The 19,181-nt window shown below is 64.5% G+C and carries 18 protein-coding genes; 2 read left to right on the top strand and 16 right to left on the bottom strand.

Translation table 11 applies throughout. The annotated features are described in order from the left end of the window. Positions 1 to 66: 66 nt before the first annotated feature. The 12 genes from hrpB to gspE all read right to left on the bottom strand — a co-directional run bounded on the left by hrpB (position 67) and on the right by gspE (position 13,747). Complete coding sequence (hrpB, locus tag OUZ30_RS02005; protein ID WP_266180491.1) at positions 67 to 2,586, bottom strand: ATP-dependent helicase HrpB; 2,520 nt, start codon at positions 2,584 to 2,586, stop codon at positions 67 to 69. A gap of 128 nt (positions 2,587 to 2,714) precedes the next feature. Continuing rightward, the gene (gene gspD / locus OUZ30_RS02000; RefSeq protein WP_266180490.1) at positions 2,715 to 5,084 is read right to left on the bottom strand and encodes a type II secretion system secretin GspD; all 2,370 of its coding nucleotides are present in this window, start codon (positions 5,082 to 5,084) and stop codon (positions 2,715 to 2,717) included. Continuing rightward, a complete protein-coding gene (locus tag OUZ30_RS01995) occupies positions 5,085 to 5,822 on the bottom strand; it encodes a general secretion pathway protein GspN (protein WP_266180489.1) in 738 nt (245 codons plus the stop codon). Further along, positions 5,819 to 6,448: a type II secretion system protein GspM gene (gene gspM / locus OUZ30_RS01990; protein WP_266180488.1), complete on the bottom strand. Its 630-nt coding sequence runs from the start codon at positions 6,446 to 6,448 to the stop codon at positions 5,819 to 5,821. The genes OUZ30_RS01995 and gspM overlap by 4 nt, the downstream gene beginning before the upstream one ends. Continuing rightward, on the bottom strand, positions 6,445 to 7,608 hold the full coding sequence (locus OUZ30_RS01985; RefSeq protein WP_266180487.1) for a PilN domain-containing protein: 1,164 nt from the start codon (positions 7,606 to 7,608) through the stop codon (positions 6,445 to 6,447). The genes gspM and OUZ30_RS01985 overlap by 4 nt, the downstream gene beginning before the upstream one ends. Next, positions 7,605 to 8,468 carry a type II secretion system minor pseudopilin gene (locus OUZ30_RS01980; RefSeq protein WP_266180486.1) on the bottom strand — a complete coding sequence of 288 codons (864 nt, stop codon included), beginning with the start codon at positions 8,466 to 8,468 and terminating at the stop codon, positions 7,605 to 7,607. Before OUZ30_RS01980 ends, OUZ30_RS01985 begins: the two co-directional genes overlap by 4 nt. Positions 8,469 to 8,479: 11 nt before the next feature. After that, positions 8,480 to 9,178, bottom strand: coding sequence for a prepilin-type N-terminal cleavage/methylation domain-containing protein (locus OUZ30_RS01975; protein WP_266180484.1), 699 nt, complete (start codon positions 9,176 to 9,178; stop codon positions 8,480 to 8,482). After that, positions 9,175 to 9,576, bottom strand: coding sequence for a prepilin-type N-terminal cleavage/methylation domain-containing protein (locus OUZ30_RS01970; protein WP_266180483.1), 402 nt, complete (start codon positions 9,574 to 9,576; stop codon positions 9,175 to 9,177). The genes OUZ30_RS01975 and OUZ30_RS01970 overlap by 4 nt, the downstream gene beginning before the upstream one ends. Further along, positions 9,573 to 10,082 carry a GspH/FimT family pseudopilin gene (locus OUZ30_RS01965; RefSeq protein ID WP_266180482.1) on the bottom strand — a complete coding sequence of 170 codons (510 nt, stop codon included), beginning with the start codon at positions 10,080 to 10,082 and terminating at the stop codon, positions 9,573 to 9,575. The genes OUZ30_RS01970 and OUZ30_RS01965 overlap by 4 nt, the downstream gene beginning before the upstream one ends. Positions 10,083 to 10,123: 41 nt before the next feature. Then, positions 10,124 to 10,549 (bottom strand): type II secretion system major pseudopilin GspG, encoded by a 426-nt coding sequence (gene gspG / locus OUZ30_RS01960; protein WP_266180481.1) that lies wholly within the window; start codon positions 10,547 to 10,549, stop codon positions 10,124 to 10,126. Positions 10,550 to 10,606: 57 nt separating this feature from the next. After that, entirely contained in the window at positions 10,607 to 11,824 is a 1,218-nt protein-coding gene (gene gspF, locus OUZ30_RS01955) for a type II secretion system inner membrane protein GspF (RefSeq protein WP_266180480.1), read from the bottom strand. A 189-nt stretch (positions 11,825 to 12,013) separates the two neighbouring features. Beyond that, positions 12,014 to 13,747, bottom strand: a complete 1,734-nt coding sequence (gene gspE / locus OUZ30_RS01950) for a type II secretion system ATPase GspE (RefSeq protein ID WP_425601470.1) — start codon at positions 13,745 to 13,747, stop codon at positions 12,014 to 12,016. Between the two features lie 334 nt (positions 13,748 to 14,081). Here gspE and OUZ30_RS01945 point away from each other — a divergent pair, with 334 nt between their 5' ends. Continuing rightward, positions 14,082 to 14,870 carry a TatD family hydrolase gene (locus OUZ30_RS01945; RefSeq protein WP_266180477.1) on the top strand — a complete coding sequence of 263 codons (789 nt, stop codon included), beginning with the start codon at positions 14,082 to 14,084 and terminating at the stop codon, positions 14,868 to 14,870. A 78-nt stretch (positions 14,871 to 14,948) separates the two neighbouring features. On the opposite strand, the gene OUZ30_RS01940 is transcribed toward OUZ30_RS01945, so the two are convergent. The 4 genes from OUZ30_RS01940 to OUZ30_RS01925 form a co-directional block, all read right to left on the bottom strand. Continuing rightward, the gene (locus OUZ30_RS01940) at positions 14,949 to 15,485 is read right to left on the bottom strand and encodes a pseudouridine synthase (protein ID WP_266180476.1); all 537 of its coding nucleotides are present in this window, start codon (positions 15,483 to 15,485) and stop codon (positions 14,949 to 14,951) included. A 43-nt stretch (positions 15,486 to 15,528) separates the two neighbouring features. Then, positions 15,529 to 16,419 (bottom strand): class I SAM-dependent methyltransferase, encoded by an 891-nt coding sequence (locus OUZ30_RS01935; protein ID WP_266180475.1) that lies wholly within the window; start codon positions 16,417 to 16,419, stop codon positions 15,529 to 15,531. A gap of 225 nt (positions 16,420 to 16,644) precedes the next feature. Then, positions 16,645 to 17,757 carry an S-(hydroxymethyl)glutathione dehydrogenase/class III alcohol dehydrogenase gene (locus OUZ30_RS01930; RefSeq protein WP_266180474.1) on the bottom strand — a complete coding sequence of 371 codons (1,113 nt, stop codon included), beginning with the start codon at positions 17,755 to 17,757 and terminating at the stop codon, positions 16,645 to 16,647. Between the two features lie 151 nt (positions 17,758 to 17,908). After that, a complete protein-coding gene (locus tag OUZ30_RS01925) occupies positions 17,909 to 18,829 on the bottom strand; it encodes a LysR substrate-binding domain-containing protein (protein WP_266180473.1) in 921 nt (306 codons plus the stop codon). A gap of 107 nt (positions 18,830 to 18,936) precedes the next feature. On the opposite strand from OUZ30_RS01925, the gene OUZ30_RS01920 reads away from it, so the two are divergent. Next, positions 18,937 to 19,128, top strand: coding sequence for a hypothetical protein (locus OUZ30_RS01920; RefSeq protein ID WP_266180472.1), 192 nt, complete (start codon positions 18,937 to 18,939; stop codon positions 19,126 to 19,128). Positions 19,129 to 19,181: the final 53 nt, after the last annotated feature.

Here is a 19,181-nt window from a genome sequence, read left to right as displayed (position 1 = left end):
GTGCGATGTGACAAGCGAATCGGTCGCGCTGACTCGAATCTACGCGCGCCAATCGATGCCGCGGGGTCAGGTACCCCGCGGCTTGGCCCGATGCGTCGGCACTGCGGTCCACGGATCATCCGGCCACGGGTGGCGGGGATAGCGACCCTTGAGCTCTTTTTTTACTTCAGGATAAGTACGCTCCCAGAAACCCTTCAGGTCCTGCGTGACCTGGATCGGGCGCCCGGCGGGTGACAGCAGATGCAAGGTGACGGGAATGCGTCCGTTGGCAACACGCGGCGTGTCGGCCAAGCCGAACAGCTCCTGCAATTTCACGGCGAGCACGGGTGGCTCGCCTTCGGCGTACTCAAGGCGACGACTCATGCCGCTGGGCACCGTGAGGCTTTCGGGTACCTGGGCATCGAGCAGGCGCCGCTGTTCGTAGTCGAACAACGTGCCGAGCGCTTGCGAGAGTTCTTCCGCGCTCAAGGCATCGAGGCGGCGCTTGCCGTTGAGATAGGGCGAAAGCCAGTCATCGACTGTGTCGAGCAATGCAGCGTCCGAGATATCCGGCAGGCCAAGCTCTGGCATCCACGCACGGAGTGCCTGCATGCGTGCGCGTAAGCGACGGGCGTTTTCGCTCCACGGCAAGGCGTCGATACCCTTGGCGCGCACGGCAGCGATCAAGGCAGGCAAGGCATCCTCCGGTTTCACCGGCACACTGCGACGCTCCAGCACGATCGCGGCGTACCGCTGTTCCTCGAAGGCTTCGACCGCATTGCGCTCGTCGTTCCAACGCAACACGCGCTCGCGCCTGAACTGCAACGGATAGTCACGTTCGAGTACGCGCGGATCGAGCGGTGCCGCAGCCAGAATCAGGCTGTCGCGCGCCTCGAAACGCAGATCGAGCGCCACCAGCCACGGTTCGCCATGCAAGGCGGTGTTTTCATGCAGACGCGCGCCACGGCCATTGGCCAGGGTATATCGCAGCGGATTGCTCTCGTCGCGGCGTGCCACGCGATCGGGGAACGCATGCATCAGCAGATCGCCCACCGCGTGACTATCAGGCATGCCACTGGCGGCCGAGCGTACGTCCAGTCGGCGACGCCAGCCCTTACTCGCCTGTTCGATCGCGGCCAGCGCCCCCGTATCGGCACCGCCCCGCGCACCTGCTGTACGGCGATCGCGCCATGCATGCAGGGCGGTGACGCGCGCGCGGAAGTCGTCGCTGCGCGCCTGCTCGCCGCGCAGTGGCGAGCGCGCTTCCATCAGCGCGAGCAGATCGGCGACCAATGCACGCAGTTCGGGTGCGGCGCGCAAGGCGGCGGCACCGAGGCGCGGCGTGGCGCCCAGTTCAAGCATCTCGCGGCCCAGCGCGGTGATGCGCCCATCGGGCGCCAGCGCGGCGAGCTGCACCAGCAACTCGCGCGCCTGGGCGAGCGCGCCGACGGGTGGCGCATCCAGCCAGGGCAGATCACTACCGCTGTTTGCCGTGATGCCCCATGCCGCCAGCTCAAGCGCCAGGCCTGACAATTCGGCTTGCGCGATCTCGGCCGAGCGCGAGGCGTCGAGGCGTTTGCTTTGTGGCCACAAGCGATAGGCGTTGCCTTCGGCGACGCGGCCGGCGCGACCCGTACGCTGATCGGCAGAGGCCTGCGAGATATTGACGGTTTCCAGCCGCGTGAAACCCGAGTTGGGATCGAAGCGCGGTTCGCGCGCAAGGCCGCTATCGACGACCGCGCGAATGCCGGGCAAGGTGACGCTCGATTCGGCCACGTTGGTAGCCAGCACGATGCGCCGCATGCCCGGCTCGGCAGGATTCAACGCAGACTGCTGCTCTGCCAGCGAGAGTTCGCCGTGCAGCGCGACGACTTCTACGTCGTCACGCGCAAGCGACTGCTCGAGCACAGCCTGGGTGCGTGCGATCTCGCGACGACCGGGCAGGAAGGCGAGTACGTCGCCACCGTTTTCTTCCAAGGCCTGACGAGCGATGCGTGCGAGGTGATGCTCCAGGCTTTCCTGCACGCGTGCCGGTGGATACTCCACGCGTACCGGAAAGCTGCGACCCGGGCTGCTGATGCGTGGCGCATCCAGCCATTGGGCAATGCGCTCGCCGTCGAGCGTGGCCGACATCACCATGATGCGCAGGTCGGGTCGCAGCGTGCCTTGCACGTCGAGCGCCAAGGCGGCGCCGAGGTCACCAGCGAGATGACGCTCGTGGAATTCGTCGAACAGGATGATGCCGAAACCGCTGAGCTCGGGATCATCCTGGATCAACCTTGTGAGGATGCCTTCGGTGACCACTTCGATGCGCGTGGCGGCACTTACCTTCGACTCGAAACGGATGCGGTAGCCAACCGTTTGGCCGACCTCTTCACCGAGCTGCATTGCCATGAATTGCGCGGCCGCACGCGCGGCGATGCGGCGCGGCTCCAGCATCAGGATCCTGGCTCCGGCCAGCCACGGCTGACCGAGCAAGGCCAGGGGTACCTGCGTGGTCTTGCCGGCGCCCGGGGGCGCCTCCAACACCAGGCGCGGATGTTCCGCGAGCGAGGCGCTGATCTCGGGCAGCAGGGGGGTGATCGGGAAGGACGGCGGCGTGCTCATCGCGCACATGATAGTGGGGCGGCTGTTTACCCTCTATTGACGTTATCGCGAGCGCCGGCCACCCACCCCAACCCACTCCCCCGCAGGGACGACCGTCGGGTCACCTGAAAGGGAGAAGGAGTGACGACTCAGTGTTGAGTCGTCGTGGTCGGCATCGTCCGCAGCGGCGCCAGCGATTCGAACTTGCGCTGGTATTCGTCGGTCACCTGCTTGGCGTCTTCGCTGTTGGTGATCACCCGCGGCGTTATCAACACGATCAGCTCGGTGCGCGTGCGGTTGCGGCTGGTCGTACCAAACAATCGACCAAGGAACGGAATTTGATTGAGCCCGGGAATACCCGTGTTCGTATTGTCTTCGTTTTGCTGGATCAAGCCACCAAGCAACACGGTCTGACCGCTTTGCACGGCAATCTGGGTGCCCACCGCGCGTTGCTGGATGGTGTAGTTGCCCTGCAGGTTGGCTATGCCTACCGTGTTGCTGACCTGCTGCTGGACCGTGAGATACACCAGGCCGCCCGGATTGACGCGCGGCTGCACGTCCAGAATGACACCGGTCGGCAGGTAGGTGACGCTGCTCGCGGTTGAAGTCGTCGTGGTCGAGCCCAGGCCGGGAATGATCGAGGTCTGGTTGACCGGTATCTGGTTGCCGACCTGGATATGCGCAATCTGGTTGTTTAGTACCACCATCGACGGCGCGGACAACGTCTTGGTATTGCCGTTGACTTCCAGCGCGCGCAGCGCGACCTGGAAGTTCTTGTTGACGAACGAGTAGAACAGCGCATCGCCCGGCGAGGTGCTGGAGCCAGGGTTGTAGGTGTTGCCGCCCTGACCCAGGCCAATTTGCCGCGGGTTGCTGGGGGTGCCCGGCGTAAAGGTGCCGTCACCGTTGTTGGTGCCGCCGGCCAGGCCTTGCAAGTACCACTGCACGCCGAACTGGAACTGGCCGGAGAGGTCCACTTCCAGGATGCGCATCTCGATCTGCACCTGCAGCGGCACGTTATCCAGCTTCTTGATGGCCTGCTCGATTTCCCCCCACTGCGAAGGGCGCGCACGCACCATCAGCTGATTGTTGGCATCGACCGAGCTGATACGGATGCTGCCGTCCTCGGAGCTGTATTGCTGGGCGCCCTGATTGTTGTTGGCGTTGTTGCTGTTGCCAAACACCCCACCCGTGCTGCCAAAGGCGCTGCCGCCCGTAGTGCCGCCGCCAGTCCCCGTATTGCCACCCAGACCGCCGCTGGTCGTACCGAGGTCGCCGTGGGTGCTGAGCCCGCCCGTGGAGTTGCCAAGTCCGCCGGTGGTGCTGCTGCCGAAGCTGCCTGCCGTACTGCCCATGCCGCTGCCAGAACCGTAGGCGTTCCCGCTATTCCCAAGCGTGCCTTCGTTGAGGCCCGGGCCGACCTTGCCGCCGCTGTTATTCGCGGCACCATTGGTATAGATCTGCGCCAGGTACTGCGCGAGATCCGAGGCCTTGATATTGCGCACGTCATAGACGTACAGGTCCGGCTCGTTGCCGCCGCCGTGATCGATCTTGGCGATCCAGTCGCCTACTTCCCTCAGATATGTCGGCTGGGTGCTGATCACCACCAGCGCGTTGGTGCGTTCGATCGGGATGAAACGCAGCATGCCGGCCAGCGGCGTATCGCCCTTGGGGCCGAACATCTGGTCGAGCTGGGGCATCAGTTCACTGACATTGGCGCGCTGTAGGCTGAACACGCCGACCGACATCCCGCGCAGCCAGTCCACGTCGAAGGTCTGCACGGTGCGCTGATAGTTCTCCAATTCCTGCGGTGTACCGGACAGCACGATGAGGTTGCGCGACGAATCAACCAGCAACACGGAGTCGGCGCGCGCAAATGGCTTGATCAACTTCTGCATCTCGGTGGCCGAGATGTAGCGCAGCGGGAACAGGCGCGCCTGCAATCCCGCCGACGGCGCGACGGCGCCGAGACTGGGCACCAGGTTGCCGGCCACCGCGTCCTTCGACGGCATCACGATATAGCGGCCTTCGCGCTGCACCAGCGAATTGCCGGTCCACGACAACAGGGTTTCCAGGATCGGCAGCGCCTGACTGCTGTCCACCGGCTGGGAAGTGGAGAACGAGATGTTGCCCTGCACGCCCGGCACGATGGTGTAGTTTTGCTTGAGCAGGTCGCCCAGGATGGCCTTGACCACCGCCTGAACTGGCTGGTTCTCGAAGTTGAACGTCACCGCGCCTTCACCGCTGGCCACCTCACGGGGTTGCGCCAATCCGGTCGCCTGCACGAACTTGCCCGTACCGCTGCGCAGCTTCGGCTCCAAGGCGGCGTGCTGGTCCTGCGGTTGCCCACTCGACTTGAGAGGCAGCTGGGCCGGTACAGGATTCTCGGTGCCGGCCATGGCCTCGCGCTGCAGCGCGCCGTCATCGTGTGGTTGCGGCAAGGTCTGGCAACCGCTTAGCCAGATAGCCAAAGTGAGCGTACCGATGCGGCGAATCCGCGACGTGCGCGTGGTGAACATTCAATGTGCTCCTTCGGAGGGCGCTGCCGACTGTTCGGCGCGACGCTTCTGGATGGCTTCTTTAAGCTGACGGATGCGATCCGATTGCGTATCCGCGTTGGTTTGCGGCATGCCTGGCATATTCGCATTCGGCAGAGATGTGCTGGGTGCCGGCGCCACAGGGCCGGTCATCATGCGCACCGCACCCGCTGGCATGGGTGCCGTGGGTGGCGCAGGTGTGGGCGCCATGCCGTTGGCCATGGTGGCGCTCTTGGGCATGTCGATGGGTGCGCCGGCGGGCAGACCGAGTTCGGTGCGGCCACTGGCCGATTCGAAGATCGCCGCACGCGGCTTGAGCTCGGCCAGGCGCCAGCTGCCGTCCGGCAAGGTGTCGCCCTCGCGCACGCGCACTTCGTGTTCGCCACTCTTGTCGCGCAGCAAGGCCATGTGCAGCGCAGGCGTGAGGATGATGCCAGTAAGCTGCATATCGCCCAGGCTCGCGCTGCCACTGGCGGCGCGCATGGCCGGCTTGCGATCGGCATTGAATAGCGGCTGTGTCCACACGGCCGCGAACTGCTCCAGCGGCACCGGCGGCGGCAAGCCCTTGTCATGCACCTCGGGCAGCGGCGCCACCGGCCGAGTCGCTCCCCAATGTACGTGGCGGCCCATGCCGGCAAGCAACAGCAACAACAGCAAGCCGAACGTGGCGGCCAGACCACCAAGCACGGGTGTCAGACGGCGCTGTGCCTCGGCGTTCATTGAGCCTCTCCCTGCATATCGCCACCCGCATTGCGCGGCTGACGCACATAACCGGACAGGGTGAACTGCACTTCCAATGGCGCCCCCACCTGTTGCTGGGCGGCGACGGGATTGCGATAAATGCTCAGGTCATCCACGAACAGATAGGGCGAACCCTGTTCCAGGTCGTGCAGCGTTTCGGCCAGCGGCTGCACTTCGCAACGCAGGCTGATGCTTACGGCCACTTTGCGATAAGGCTCATCGGGCGCAGAGGGAGGATTGGGCACCGGCATCTTCTGCGTGACGTCGCAAGCGCCGCTCTGCGGATGCTGGGCGACGGCATCGACGACGCGTTGCATGAGTCCGGCGGCAGCAGCGTTCGGATCATCCTCGGGCAGGAAAGCATGGCTCGCCGCCTGCCCTGCGCCCATGGCAGCGATACGCTTCTGCAGCAGCGGCTTTTCCGCGATGGCCGCGGCGAAACGCGCATGCGTATCGCGCAGATCGTTCATCTCCGCGTGAACGGATTGCAGCGGTGCAACGAACCACCAGTGCAGTAGCGCGAAGTAACCGATGACCAGCACCAGCAACAACAGCACGATGGCTGCGATGCGGCTTTCGCGCGGTTTCAATGCGTCCAGCTTCATGGTGCGCCTCCCATCGCGGCAGGCGGGGCCTTGGGCTTCGGCTCCGTGTTCTTGCGCAGTTGCGCGACCATGTAGAAGCGTTCTTTCCCCGTCGACGGATCGACCTGGATGGTGCCCTGGAAATTGGCGTCGGTCAGTACGGTTGAGCCCTTCAGCGCATCGACGAGACGCGCGGCCTGCGGGCTTTGTCCCTGGAAGCCGACCTGGCCGCTGTTATCGATGCTCAGGCGCTCCAGCCACGCCGTGGTCGGCAGGCGTTGACTGATGTCCTGCAGCACGGCCAGCGCGGACACTGTACGCGCCTTGCGCTGGGCCAGAAAGCCGGCAGCACCGGCGTTGTCCTGCAGTTGCTGGCGCAGCGCGGCTACTTGCTGCGCGTCGGCACGCATGCCTTCTACTTCGGTGCGCATCTGCGCCAATGCGCTTTCGCGGTTGTGCACATACTGCATCAAGGCCAGCACCAGCAGCAGGATCGCGGCCGCGCCCAAAGCGAGGTTCAGTCGCTGGCGCGGATGCTGGCGACGTGGCGTCAGTTCCGCCGGCAAGAGGTTGACGCCGAGCCGATCCTGCTCGACGGCGACGTCCACGGCATCGACCTGCAGCCCCGAGGTAGCCAGTCGCGCAAGCAGGGGATCCAGCGTAGCCCGCGGCACAGCCACAAGTTCCGCCGCGAAGCGACCAGCCGGCGCGGGACCATTCAACTCGCGCACGTCGTAGCGCACCTGCTCGGCGCGGAACGGCGTCTGGCGGTCCATTTCGAAAGCGCCTATCTGCTGCAGGCTGTCGCGCGCCGCCAGTGGCAGGGTTAGGCGGGGACGCAGTACCTCGGCAGGCGTCAAGCACAACGCCACGCGCAAGTCTTCACTATCGACGCCACGCACGGCATCGGCGAAGGCCACCTGCTGGTCGGCCGCATCGAGCTGGCTGCTCCATTGCGCGGGCAGGTCGGCGCGACCGGCGCGAAACAGTTGCCAGTCATCGCCCGCCGGCTTCAACAGGTACCAGCTCGGGCCGCTGCCAAACATCACCCGCCAGCGATGTGGCAGCAAGGCCATGAGCTCGCCACCCCACCACGCAAAAAAGCGTGGCAGTGGCGATGCGCGCCACGCGCGACGTGCGCGATCGAGCTGCGATCGCAGCGGCTGCGTTGCCGAACTCATTCCCCGTCACCCTCCTGCCAACGCAGCACCGCATACGGCATGGTGCCGTTGCGAGCTACTTGCAAACGCACTGTGGCGCGAAGGATCGCGCGCGTACCGTCGGCCAGCGTAGCCTCCGAACGAATACTATGCGTTACTCCCTGACTGACTACTAGGCCCGGCTGCGCTTGTGTGGCCAGTCTCGCCGCCACCATCGCATCCGCCTGTTGCAGGCTCATGCCGGGAGGCGTCGCAGCCAGCGCCAGCGCCTGTGCCTTGGCGGGATCGGGGCTGGGCCGGCCTGACCAAAGCGTCAGCTGCGGCGCTACCGTACGGTAGACCGCCGGATCCATGCCCAGCACCATTTGCAGTTCTTCCACGCTGGCAAAGGGCCCATGCCGCGGGCCGTAGTCGCGGCCGGCCATCGCATAAGCCGACGAGTTGAGGCCAGCGCCGGCCGGGGTCATGGCGAAGCTGCGCCAGTCCACCACGTTTTTCGCAAGATCCAGCGCTTTGGCATCCGGCATGCCGGCGAGGCGAAAGAGATTCTGCAAGACATCCGGCGAGGCCGCGTTGAGATCCACCTTGCCGCTTTCGTCGATCACGCTGACGCTGACGTTCGCGCCATCGAACACGAACGGATAAACGCGGCCATCGGCTATCCAGCGCTGCTCTTGCTGCGGATCCTGCATGGCGTAGATGGCGCGCATCAAGCCGGCCTCGGCGGCGTAATGCGCCTGGGTCTGCGCGAACATGTAGCGCGCCTGCAAGCCTTCGGTGCGCGCAAGCATGGCGTAGCCGCCCAGCAGGATCGCCAGCAGCGTGCACGCCCAAAGCACGACCAGCAGGGCTACGCCCCGCTGCGCCCGAGCATGGACCATGACGGCGCGCCTCACTGGAGACTCCGCGGCTGCAGGCCTTGCAGCAGGTTCACCTGGCCCTGGGTGGCCGTGGGATCGACCCGCAACGGAGCCTCCAGCAACGGCCACGAGCTGGCGCCATCCAGCGTCAGGGCGATGCGCACGATGCGCGGCATCACGCGGCTATCGTCCCAGTGTTTGCGCCAATCACCCTTGGCTTGCGCCGTGTCGGGCGCGCGATAGCTGAAGCTGCCGCCACGGATATCGTCCACCAGCACTTCTGGCTCGCTCAACGGACGGGGCGCACTGCCGTCGGGCGGCATCAGCGCAAAACTGGCCTCCAGACGCGAACCGCCCTTGCCATTGGGCACCAGCTTCAGCTGTTGCAACTGCGGCCCGAGCTTGCCGAGATAGCCCGGCAAGGACGCCACGAAACGCATTTCGTGCTCATCGCCGCTGAAATAGATCGGGTCGCCGTTGCTGGCCTTCGCCAGCGGTACCGCACGTGCTTGCGCCAGCTCACGGCGCAGGAATTGCTGGGCGGAGCGCACCTCGTCCAGGCGGCTGATGGCTGCTTCGCCGGAACGCACCGTCTGCGTTGCCGTGCGCACGCCCGAATACACGCCCAATAACAGGAGCGCCAGCAAGGCGAGCGCACCCAGCACTTCCAGCAGCGTAAAGCCGCGAGCGCCTTGCTGCCGTGCGCCTGCGGCGCTTGCTGCCGGCCTCATGGTGCATTCGCCGCTGGAGGAGTCAACACGCGCAGCGTGCTGAAATGCGCAGAGCGCTCACGCGGACGACTGCCCCAGAACACGTCGAGATCGAGCTTGACCATGCGCAGTTGCGCATTCGGGTCGACTTGGCCGGGGCTCCATGGCGTTACCACCAGATGCCAGCGATAGCGCTCATCGAAGCGACCATCGCTGCTGCCGAGCCGCAATGGCGTGTCAATATCCACCGTGTCGAGCCGACTTCGCGCCCACAACGCCGCCTCGCTGTGATCAGCGGCATTGCGTGCAAGGCTGATCGAACCACCTGCCACTTTCATCAGTGCGGTAAATGCGATCGCCAGCAGCAGGATTGCCGCGATCACTTCCAGCAGGCTGAAGCCGCGCACCCGCCGTTTCATAGCTTCGCGCTCGTATCGGCCACGCTGACGGCGCCGGTCAACCAGGACACGTTGACTTGCCAGCGTCGACGCTCACGCTGCAGCGTGACGTGACCACCTGTAGAACTGCCATCCGGAAAAAACCGGATGCGCCCGGTAGTGGCATTGACCTGGTCTTCCTGCGCGCTGGTGATGCCGACACGCATGCCCGATGGCAAACGCACCACTTCGCCACCGGCGGGCCGGTAGGTATTGGCGCGTGTGTCCACATCGAAACTGCGCTCTTCGCCATGCACGATGGCCTGCGCGCGCGTCGCCCGCAAGGCTGCCGCCAATTCCCCACTCGCCGCACTCACGCGCGCACTCGCCAGGCCCTGCGTCACCGACACCGCAACGGCGGCGGCGGCGATCCCGATCAGCAAGATTACCGCCAGCATTTCCAGCAAGGTGAAACCGGCCGCGCGTGATGCGTGGCGAGCGCGCGGTCCGCGCGAAGAGGCACGCGACAAACGACGACGGGCGGCCATGCCGCTCGCCTTTCGTTGCCTCATGTCCCCTACCGCCATCATTACTGCCAGTTACCCACGTCCGCGTTATAGCCGTCGCCGCCAGGCTGTCCGTCCTGACCGTAGAAAATCAGGTCAAAACTGCCATGGTCGCCCGGGTACTTGTAGCCAAAGTCGTGACCCCACGGATCGTGCAGTTCAGACTCCTTCGAATAAGGGCCCTGCCAGTTGCGCGCATTCGCCGGCTTCACCAGCAGGTCCTGCAGTTGCTTCGGTGGCGCGCCGTTGTCGAGCGCGTAGTTCTCGATCTTCTGGCTGAGCGTGGTGAGTTGCGCCTTGCCCGCGCCGTACTTGCCCTTATCGACGTTCTTGCCCACCTGGGTCACCACCACGGCGCCGATGATGCCGATCAGCACGATCACCGCCAGCATTTCGAGCAGGGTGAAGCCGCGTGCCGTGCTAAGTCGGCGGTTGGTCCTTTGTTGCATGTCCAGGTACCTCGTGGAATCGGGGAGTCGGAGTGGTGTGTTATCGGACAACGCGGCTTACTGAATGTTGCTGGTGAGGCTGAGCAACGGCAGCAGGATCGCCGCCATGATGATCGCCACCATCACGGTCATCACGATGGTCAGTGCCGGCACCAGCGCGGCCAGCAAACGATCGATGGCGCGGCGACTTTCCAGTTCGAAGGTGTCGGCTACCTTCAGCAGCATGGTGTCGAGTTGGCCGGCTTCCTCGCCTACCTGCACCATCTGCAGGGCCAATCGCGGAAAGCGCTGCGACTGCGCCAGCGAGAAGCTCAAGCCGGCGCCACCCTTTACCTGTTCCGCTGCCTGTTCCAGCGCCTGGTCCAAAGCACGATTGGCGGTGACCTGGCGCGCGATCGTCAGCGCCGATAGCAGTGGCACGCCATTCTTCAGCAGGGTGCCGAGCGTGCGTGCGATACGCGCGGTCTGCACTTTCAGCAAGAGAGGTCCGACGACACGCAAGGTGAGCAGGCGCGCATGCCATGCCAGCAGCATCGCCGGATCGCGCAGCCGCGCTCGCGCCACCAGCACGCCCATCACCAACAGGATAAGCAGCAACCACCACCACGACTGCAAGGTGTTGCCCACGACCAGCACCACCTGGGTAATCAGCGGAATCGGCACCTGCATGTCCTGGAAGATCGGCACGAATTGCGGCACCACGTACGCCAGCAACAGCAGCAGCGAACCCAGCACACCGACCATCAGGAAGGCCGGATAGATCAGCGCATTGATGATGCTGCCGCGCAGCTGCTGGGAACGCTCAAGGTACTCGGCCAACCGGTGCAGCGTGTCCTCCAGCGAACCGCCCGCCTCGCCCGCGCGCACCAGGCTGATATAGAGCTTGGGAAACACGCCGTGCTCTTCATCCAGCGCCTGCGACAACGGCGTACCGCCGCGCACGCGATCACGCACACGCTCGATGAGCTTCTTCGCGCGCTCGCCTTCGGGCAGCTCCATCAGAATGCCCAGCGCACGATCCAACGGCTGGCCGGCGCCGAGCAGGGTGGCGAGCTGATGGGTGAACTGCGCGAGCTGGTCGCCGGTAAAAGGGCCACGCCGGAACAATGCCGCCAGACCGCTGCCACCGATGTCGGCACCCGCGGCCTGAGCGTCCAGCGGTGTGTGCCCTTGATCCTGCAGGCGACTGATCACTTCCTCGAGGCTGGCGGCCTCCATCTGCCCTTGCAGCGTCTCACCGGCAGCGCTGATCGCGCGATAGCGGAACTGACTCACGCAATCATCCTCCTCTCCCCTTTGGGGAGAGGATTGAGGTGAGCCCCGAACAGGGGGTAAAGGGCGAGTGCTCGCGGGAACTTGGCCAAGGGCGACATCGCAGAAACAAGCGCTTTCGCAAGCACCCGCCCTTTACCCCCTGTTCGGGGCTCACCCCAGCCCTCTCCCCACAAGGGAGAGGGAGCAGACTCACGATTCTTGCGTGACACGCAACACCTCCTCAAGGGTGGTGATGCCCGCTACGGCCTTGGCGATACCGTCCTCGTACATCGTGCGCATGCCTTCGGCGCGTGCCTGGCGTTCGATTTCGCCGGCATCGGCGCGTTGCATCACCATGCGGCGCAAAGGATCGCTCATCACCAGGAATTCCATGATGGCGCGGCGCCCACGGTAACCCGTCGGGTTGGCCGCGCTGCTGCCTGGTTTCCATAAACGGATCGGACGCTCGTCGGTGTACTTGTGCAGCTCAAACTGCTCGACGACTTCGGGCAGGGCCTCATACGACGTCGCCGTCTCAGGATCAAGGCGACGTACCAGGCGCTGCGCCAGGATGCCGTTGACGGTGGAGCCGAGCAGGTAATCCTCCACGCCCATATCGAGCAGACGCGTGATACCGCCGGCCGCACTGTTGGTATGCAGGGTGGACAGCACCAAGTGACCGGTGAGCGCGGACTGGATGGCGATACGGCAGGTTTCCAGATCGCGCATTTCGCCAATCATGATCACGTCCGGATCCTGGCGCACGATGGAGCGCAGCGCACCCGCGAAATCCAGCCCGATCTGCGGCTTCACCTGGATCTGGTTGATGCCTTCGATCTGGTACTCGACCGGGTCCTCGACCGTAATGATCTTCACGTCCGGCGTATTGATCTTGGAGAGCGCCGTATACAACGTGGTGGTCTTGCCCGAGCCGGTCGGGCCGGTCACCAGCAGGATTCCGTGCGGGCGATCCAGCACATCGATGAAGCGCTGCTGGAAGTTGTCGGTGAAGCCGAGCGAAGCGAAGTCGAACACCACCGACTCACGATCGAGGATACGCATCACCACCGATTCGCCGAAGCTGGTCGGCACGGTGGATACGCGCAGATCCAGCTCCTTGCCCTGTACGCGCAGCTGGATGCGACCATCCTGCGGCAGGCGACGCTCGGCAATGTTGAGCTTGGCCATGATCTTCACGCGCGAGATCACCGCGGCAGTGGAGCTGGAAGGTGGGGCCTCCACCTCGTGCAGCACGCCGTCGATGCGATAGCGCACTTTCAGGCGATTCTCGAACGGTTCGATATGCACGTCCGACGCGCGCTGTTCCACCGCACGTTGCAGGATCAGGTTTACCAGCCGGATCACCGGCGCCTCGGAGGCCAGGTCACGCAGGTGCTCCACGTCATCCTCGACCGCCGCGCTGCCGTCCAGGTTCTCGACGATGGTGCCCATCGCCGAGCGGCCGGAACCGTAATAACGTTCGATCAGGTCATCGATTTCCGAGCGCAGCCCGATGCGCAGCACCACCGGTCGGCCGGCGGCGAGCTGAATGGCCTGAAGGGGGTAGGCATCTGCCGGATCGGCCACCACCAGGCCCAGGCTATCCTCACCCACCCGCACCGGCACCACGTGATGCTGCTTGAGAAAGCGGCTGGAGACGTCCAGCTCCGTCGGCGGCAGTTCGGGCGCCTCGCGGGCGGCCAACAGCGGCGTCTGCAGCAACTCGGACCAGGCTTCGGCCAGGTCGCGCTCGGAGACCAGCCCCAACCGAGCCATCAAGGCGGTGAGGGTGCCTTCAGGCGACTCCTCATGCAGCCGGCGCGCCCGCGCCAGGTCGGAGTCTTTCAGCCGCCCGCGCGAAACCAGCAACGCACAGACCGCTGCTTCCTGGCTATCCATCGCCCTCCCCTCCTTACTGACCACAGGCTTTGCGACTGCCGACATACCTACACCCCACTCGGAAACTCGGCAATATTCCCACGCCACGCCGCTCCCGACGGCATCGAATGCGTATTGTTAACACACCCATTGGCCGCTAAGCGAGCACGGTTCCTCACCATGCATCAACTTTATCGACCATGTGCAGATGATTAGGTTTGACCCGCCTCCAAGAAGCCTAGACACCGGATATGACCATTCGGTGCCGTTGAAGCCATAAGCGTCCCAGCCGGTTCAGAAATGCGCCCGCCGCCATTGGCCCAACTGTCAAACAAGTTTGGCGTGTGCGGCGGCGGCGCCAGTCTGGGACAATCGCCGTTTTTAGCGATCCGGCAAGCCCATGCAGTTGCTCGATATCGGCGCCAATCTCACCCACGAATCGTTCCACCACGACTTCGATGCCGTGTTGCAACGTGCGCAGTCGCATGGCGTCACGCGACTCGTCGTGACAGGCGCATCGCGTGACGGCAGCACGCATGCGCTGGCGCTCGCACAGAAGCACCCAGGCGTGCTCTACGCCACCGCTGGCGTGCACCCGCACCACGCCATTGATTACGACGACGCCACCGATGCCTTGCTGCGCGAACTGGCCAAGCATCCGGAAGTGCGCGCGGCGGGTGAAACCGGGCTGGACTACAACCGCAACTATTCGCCGCGTGACGTGCAGCTGGCCGTGTTCGAGCGCCAGCTGCAGATCGCGGTGGATGTGCAGAAGCCGCTGTTCCTTCACCAGCGCGATGCACACCATGACTTCATTGCCCTGTTGCGCCGTTATCGCGACAAGCTGCCGGGTGCCGTCGTGCATTGCTTTACCGATACCGGCGAGGCGCTGCGTGACTATCTCGCGCTGGATTGCCATATCGGCATTACCGGCTGGATCTGCGACGAACGGCGCGGCACGCATCTGCGTGAGCTCGTGCGGGAGATTCCAGCGAATCGCCTGATGATCGAAACCGATGCGCCTTACCTGCTGCCGCGCACGGTGCGGCCGCAGCCAGCGCATCGACGCAATGAGCCGATGTATCTGCGGCATATCTGCGAAGAGATTGCCCGCGATCGCGGCGAGCCGGTGGAAGTCACGGCGGCCAACAGCACGGCGGCGGCAGAGGCGTTCTTCGGGCTTGCGTGATTTGCCTTTGGGGGAGCACACCCAGTGCGCGATGGCGGCGTTACCGCTACGTAGAAGTTTCGCGCACCGGGTGCGCTCCTACAGGGGGATTACGCGCGTCTTTCCTGGTGGCAAGCCATCTAGCGCGTGCGGGCCGATCCGCTCGCGGATCAAGCGCAGGGTGGGGAAACCCACCGCTGCCGTCATGCGCCGCACCTGACGGTTGCGGCCCTCGCGCAAGGTGATGCGCAGCCAGCTGGTGGGAATGAGCTTGCGAAAGCGCACGGGCGGATCACGCGGCCACAGCCAATCCGGCTCGACGGCGTGTTCCACACTCGCCGGCAACGTGGGGCCGTCGTTGAGCATGACGCCGCGCCGTAGCGCGGCCACGGCATCCTCAGTGACCTGGCCATCGACCTGTACCAGATACGTCTTTGGCTGCTTGTGCTTCGGGTCGGTGAGTCGATGGGCGAGACGGCCGTCATCGGTCAGCAGCAGCAGGCCCTCGCTGTCGTGATCGAGCCGGCCTGCCGGATAGACGTCTTTCTGTGTGACGAAGTCGGCCAGCGTGCGGCGGCCGTCCTCATCGGTGAACTGGCACAGCACGCCATAGGGTTTGTTGAGCGCGATCAACATGCGGCATCGATCGCGCGCCAGGTCGGCGCGCGATCGTCGTCAATCACGGCGACTTGGCCGGCGCTTCGGGCTTCACGAAACGCAGCGTCATACGATCCGATTCACCGATGGCGAGGTATTTGGCCCTGTCCTGGTCACCCAGGGTCAGCGTGGGTGGCAGCGTCCAGACGCCCTTCGGGTAATCCTTCGTGTCCTTCGGATTGGCGTTGATCTCGCTTTGTTCTTCCAGCTTGAATCCGGCGTCGGTCGCCAACTTCACCACATAACCGGTGGGCAGGTAGCCGCTTTCCTTGACGGCGTCGACGTTGGCGTTGTCCGCTGCGCGATGATCTTCCACGCCGAGCACGCCGCCCGGACGCAAGGCGGCATAGAACGCCTTGAACATGGCCGGTGCGGTATCGGCCATCACCCAGTTGTGCACGTTGCGGAAGGTAAGGATCATGTCGGCCGATCCCGGTGCACCGAATACCGGCGCCTTCGGGTCGAATTCCAGAATCTGCGCCTTGCCGAAACGCGCCGGATTGCCGGCGAACTTTTCGCGCAGCGCGGTGACATCGCGGCGCGCTTCGCCGTCCTCCTTCGGCTTCTGCACGGCAGCGATGAAATGACCGTTGTCGTGCAACAGCGGCGCCAGGATTTCGCTATACCAGCCGCCACCCGGGGTGATTTCGATCACTGTCTGGTCCGGCCGCAGGCCAAAGAACTGCAGCGTGGCCTTGGGGTGGCGATAGACGTCGCGCGCCCGGTTCTCCGCTGAACGCCAATCGCCTGCCAGCACCTGATCCAGCCTCGACGCCGTGAAATCGGTGGCGCTGGTCGGCGGCACCAGGGCGCCGGCCGGTTGATCCTGCGACTGCGCATCAGCCGGCCCGGAAGTGCCGCTGCAGGCCGCCAGCAGCAACGCTGCCAGACCCGGAATCACACGCTTATTCATCGACAACCCCTATGTGGAACAGATCAGGAAACGTGGCTGTATGGCAGGCTAGCACGCAGCTTGCCGGGCGCCACGTATACGAATAGTGGATGGACTGCACCCGCCAGCCCAGCGCCATCGAGCCGCGATGAGTATGCTGGCAACGGCTCAATCGCGGCGATTTGCGCCAGCAAAGCACACGCCCCTAAAGCCAGGCTTTCAGTGCGCTGAGCGGCTTGCGCCAGCTCAGTAATGGATCACCGAGCGGATCACCTTGCCCTCGTGCATCAGGTCGAACGCCTCGTTGATGCGTTCCAGCGGCAACACTTCGGTGATCATCTCGTCGATCTTGATCTCGCCGGCCATATAGCGATCCACGTAACCGGGCAGCTGCGTGCGGCCCTTGACGCCGCCAAACGCCGAGCCGCGCCACACGCGTCCGGTCACCAGCTGGAAGGGCCGCGTGTTGATTTCCTGTCCGGCACCTGCAACACCGATGATGATCGACTCGCCCCAACCCTTGTGGCAGCACTCCAGCGCCGAACGCATGACTTGCACGTTTCCGATGCACTCGAACGAGTAATCCACGCCACCGTCCGTAAGGTCCACGATGACCTGCTGGATCGGCGTGTCCGGATAGTCCTTCGGATTGATGAAGTCCGTCGCGCCCAGCGCCTTGGCCATGACGAACTTGTCCGGATTGGTGTCCACCACCACGATGCGGCCGGCCTTTGCCATCACGGCACCCTGTACCACCGACAGTCCGATGCCACCCATGCCGAACACGGCCACGCTCGCACCCGGCTCCACCTTGGCCGTGTTGAGCACGGCACCGATGCCGGTAGTGATGCCGCAACCGAGCAGACACACCTTTTCCAGCGGTGCTGCCTTGTTTATCTTGGCCAGCGAGATTTCCGGCAGCACGGTGTATTCGCTGAACGTGCTGGTGCCCATGTAGTGCAGCAGCGGCTTGCCGTTGAGCGAGAAGCGCGACGTGCCATCAGGCATCAGGCCCTTGCCCTGGGTCACGCGGATCTTCTGACACAGGTTGGTCTTGCCCGAGAGGCAGAATTTGCACTCACCGCATTCGGGCGTGTACAGCGGAATCACGTGATCGCCCACCTTCAGCGAGGTCACGCCTTCGCCGACTTCCTCCACGACGCCGCCGCCTTCGTGGCCGAGAATCACCGGGAACATGCCTTCTGGATCGGCACCCGACAAGGTGAAAGCGTCCGTATGGCACACGCCTGTCGCCACGATGCGTACCAGCACCTCGCCCGCCTTGGGGCCAGCCACGTCGACCTGTTCGATGGTGAGGGGTTTGCCTGCTTCCCAGGCAACGGCGGCGCGAGATTTCATGGGGTGTACTCCGGGGGGATCGGGGGATGCAAAGGGGAATGATGACGTTTTGGGGCGAGCTTGTGAAATTTGGCGACCGTGGACGGCACAGGCTCGCCGGGCGCAGGTCCTCTTGCTCGTCATCCCGCGACAACTGAGATGACGGGCATGCTCAGGCCTGCGTAACACCCCTCGCTGCCGTAGTCGCATACGACATCGTCTTTGCATAAGCCGCCGCCTCCCCATGCAACCAGTCGCGAAAAATGCGCAGGCTCGCGTGATCTCGCGCCCGCTCGGGGTACACCAGGAAATAGGCTTCCGGAATCTGTTGGTAGCGATTGCCCAGGACCTGCAACAAGCCGGCCTCGATCAGCGGCCGCGCCATCACAATGCGCCCCAAGGCCACGCCCATACCCTCGCTCGCCGCGCGCTGCAATGCATCGGTGTTGTCGAACTGGGCCACGTAGCGCCTCGGCGGCTGGCCGCCGGTGGCCGTGAACCAGTCGCGCCAGCGATCACCGGGATCACCGAGTAGCGGCCACTTGGCGAGATCGGCGGGATCGACACCGCGCATGCGTTCCAGCAGGGCCGGCGCTGCCACCGGTGCAATCCATTCGTCGAACAGGCGCTCGGTGATGAGGCCTGGCCAGGGGCCGCGGCCATAACGCATCGCTGCATCGACCGGATCGCGATCGAAATTGACCAGTTCCACGCTCGATTGCAGGTTGAGTTCCAGCTCGGGATGCGCCGCCACCAGGCGCGCCAGGCGTGGCACCAGCCAGCTCGACATCACGCCGGGAATCGCGCTGAGTGTCAGCGCTTCCTCGCGACGGACCCGATAACCCGAGAGGGCGCGGTCGATGCCTTCGAAGTGATGACTTACCGCTTCCATCAGGCGGCGTCCCTCGGGCGTGAGCTGCACGCCACGCGGGCCCCGATCGAACAGCCTTCGCTCCAGTCGCTGTTCCAGCTGGCGCACTTGATGGCTGAGTGCACTGACGGTGAGGTTGGCCTGTTCGGCCGCGCGCGAGAGGTTGCCCAGACGGGCGACCTGCACGAACTGTTGGAGACGATCCAGCGAGACGCGCGCCATATTGAAATTCCCTCAAGTCTAGCTTGTGAATATATCGCTTTTTCGCTGCATGCGATCCGCCTATGTTGAACAAACCACTACACATGGCAACGCGAAGGGAGGATGTCATGAGCTCGCTCTGGACTGACCTGTTGTTCATGCACGGCCACATCACCAATCTCGACCTGGCGCGCCGATTGGCCGAAACGCCAAAGTCCGACAAAAAGCCCAGTGGAAAACGGGAGCGCTCGGCAGGGCCGGTCCCAAGCACGGGCGAGGAAGGCCCCGCCCTGGTTGCCGGCGACTGCCTGCCGACTTGATTCGCGGCGGGGCCGCTACCAAGTCGACCGAGTACGCCCGCCGCATCCCGCGG

The sequence above is a fragment of the Dyella humicola genome, from assembly GCF_026283945.1.
GTDB lineage: Bacteria > Pseudomonadota > Gammaproteobacteria > Xanthomonadales > Rhodanobacteraceae > Dyella > Dyella humicola.
The sequence above is the reverse complement of the archived record's forward strand: the minus strand, read 5'-3'. Positions and strand labels throughout refer to the sequence as shown.

Excerpts from the sequence above, each read along its gene's own strand:
- hrpB (WP_266180491.1), bottom strand. The coding sequence starts at position 2,586 with ATGAGCACGCCGCCGTCCTTCCCGATCACCCCCCTGCTGCCCGAGATC.
- gspD (WP_266180490.1), bottom strand. The coding sequence starts at position 5,084 with ATGTTCACCACGCGCACGTCGCGGATTCGCCGCATCGGTACGCTCACT.
- OUZ30_RS01995 (WP_266180489.1), bottom strand. The coding sequence starts at position 5,822 with ATGAACGCCGAGGCACAGCGCCGTCTGACACCCGTGCTTGGTGGTCTG.
- gspM (WP_266180488.1), bottom strand. The coding sequence starts at position 6,448 with ATGAAGCTGGACGCATTGAAACCGCGCGAAAGCCGCATCGCAGCCATC.
- OUZ30_RS01985 (WP_266180487.1), bottom strand. The coding sequence starts at position 7,608 with ATGAGTTCGGCAACGCAGCCGCTGCGATCGCAGCTCGATCGCGCACGT.
- OUZ30_RS01980 (WP_266180486.1), bottom strand. The coding sequence starts at position 8,468 with ATGGTCCATGCTCGGGCGCAGCGGGGCGTAGCCCTGCTGGTCGTGCTT.
- OUZ30_RS01975 (WP_266180484.1), bottom strand. The coding sequence starts at position 9,178 with ATGAGGCCGGCAGCAAGCGCCGCAGGCGCACGGCAGCAAGGCGCTCGC.
- OUZ30_RS01970 (WP_266180483.1), bottom strand. The coding sequence starts at position 9,576 with ATGAAACGGCGGGTGCGCGGCTTCAGCCTGCTGGAAGTGATCGCGGCA.
- OUZ30_RS01965 (WP_266180482.1), bottom strand. The coding sequence starts at position 10,082 with ATGGCCGCCCGTCGTCGTTTGTCGCGTGCCTCTTCGCGCGGACCGCGC.
- gspG (WP_266180481.1), bottom strand. The coding sequence starts at position 10,549 with ATGCAACAAAGGACCAACCGCCGACTTAGCACGGCACGCGGCTTCACC.
- gspE (WP_425601470.1), bottom strand. The coding sequence starts at position 13,747 with ATGTCGGCAGTCGCAAAGCCTGTGGTCAGTAAGGAGGGGAGGGCGATG.
- OUZ30_RS01945 (WP_266180477.1), top strand. The coding sequence starts at position 14,082 with ATGCAGTTGCTCGATATCGGCGCCAATCTCACCCACGAATCGTTCCAC.
- OUZ30_RS01940 (WP_266180476.1), bottom strand. The coding sequence starts at position 15,485 with ATGTTGATCGCGCTCAACAAACCCTATGGCGTGCTGTGCCAGTTCACC.
- OUZ30_RS01935 (WP_266180475.1), bottom strand. The coding sequence starts at position 16,419 with ATGAATAAGCGTGTGATTCCGGGTCTGGCAGCGTTGCTGCTGGCGGCC.
- OUZ30_RS01930 (WP_266180474.1), bottom strand. The coding sequence starts at position 17,757 with ATGAAATCTCGCGCCGCCGTTGCCTGGGAAGCAGGCAAACCCCTCACC.
- OUZ30_RS01925 (WP_266180473.1), bottom strand. The coding sequence starts at position 18,829 with ATGGCGCGCGTCTCGCTGGATCGTCTCCAACAGTTCGTGCAGGTCGCC.
- OUZ30_RS01920 (WP_266180472.1), top strand. The coding sequence starts at position 18,937 with ATGAGCTCGCTCTGGACTGACCTGTTGTTCATGCACGGCCACATCACC.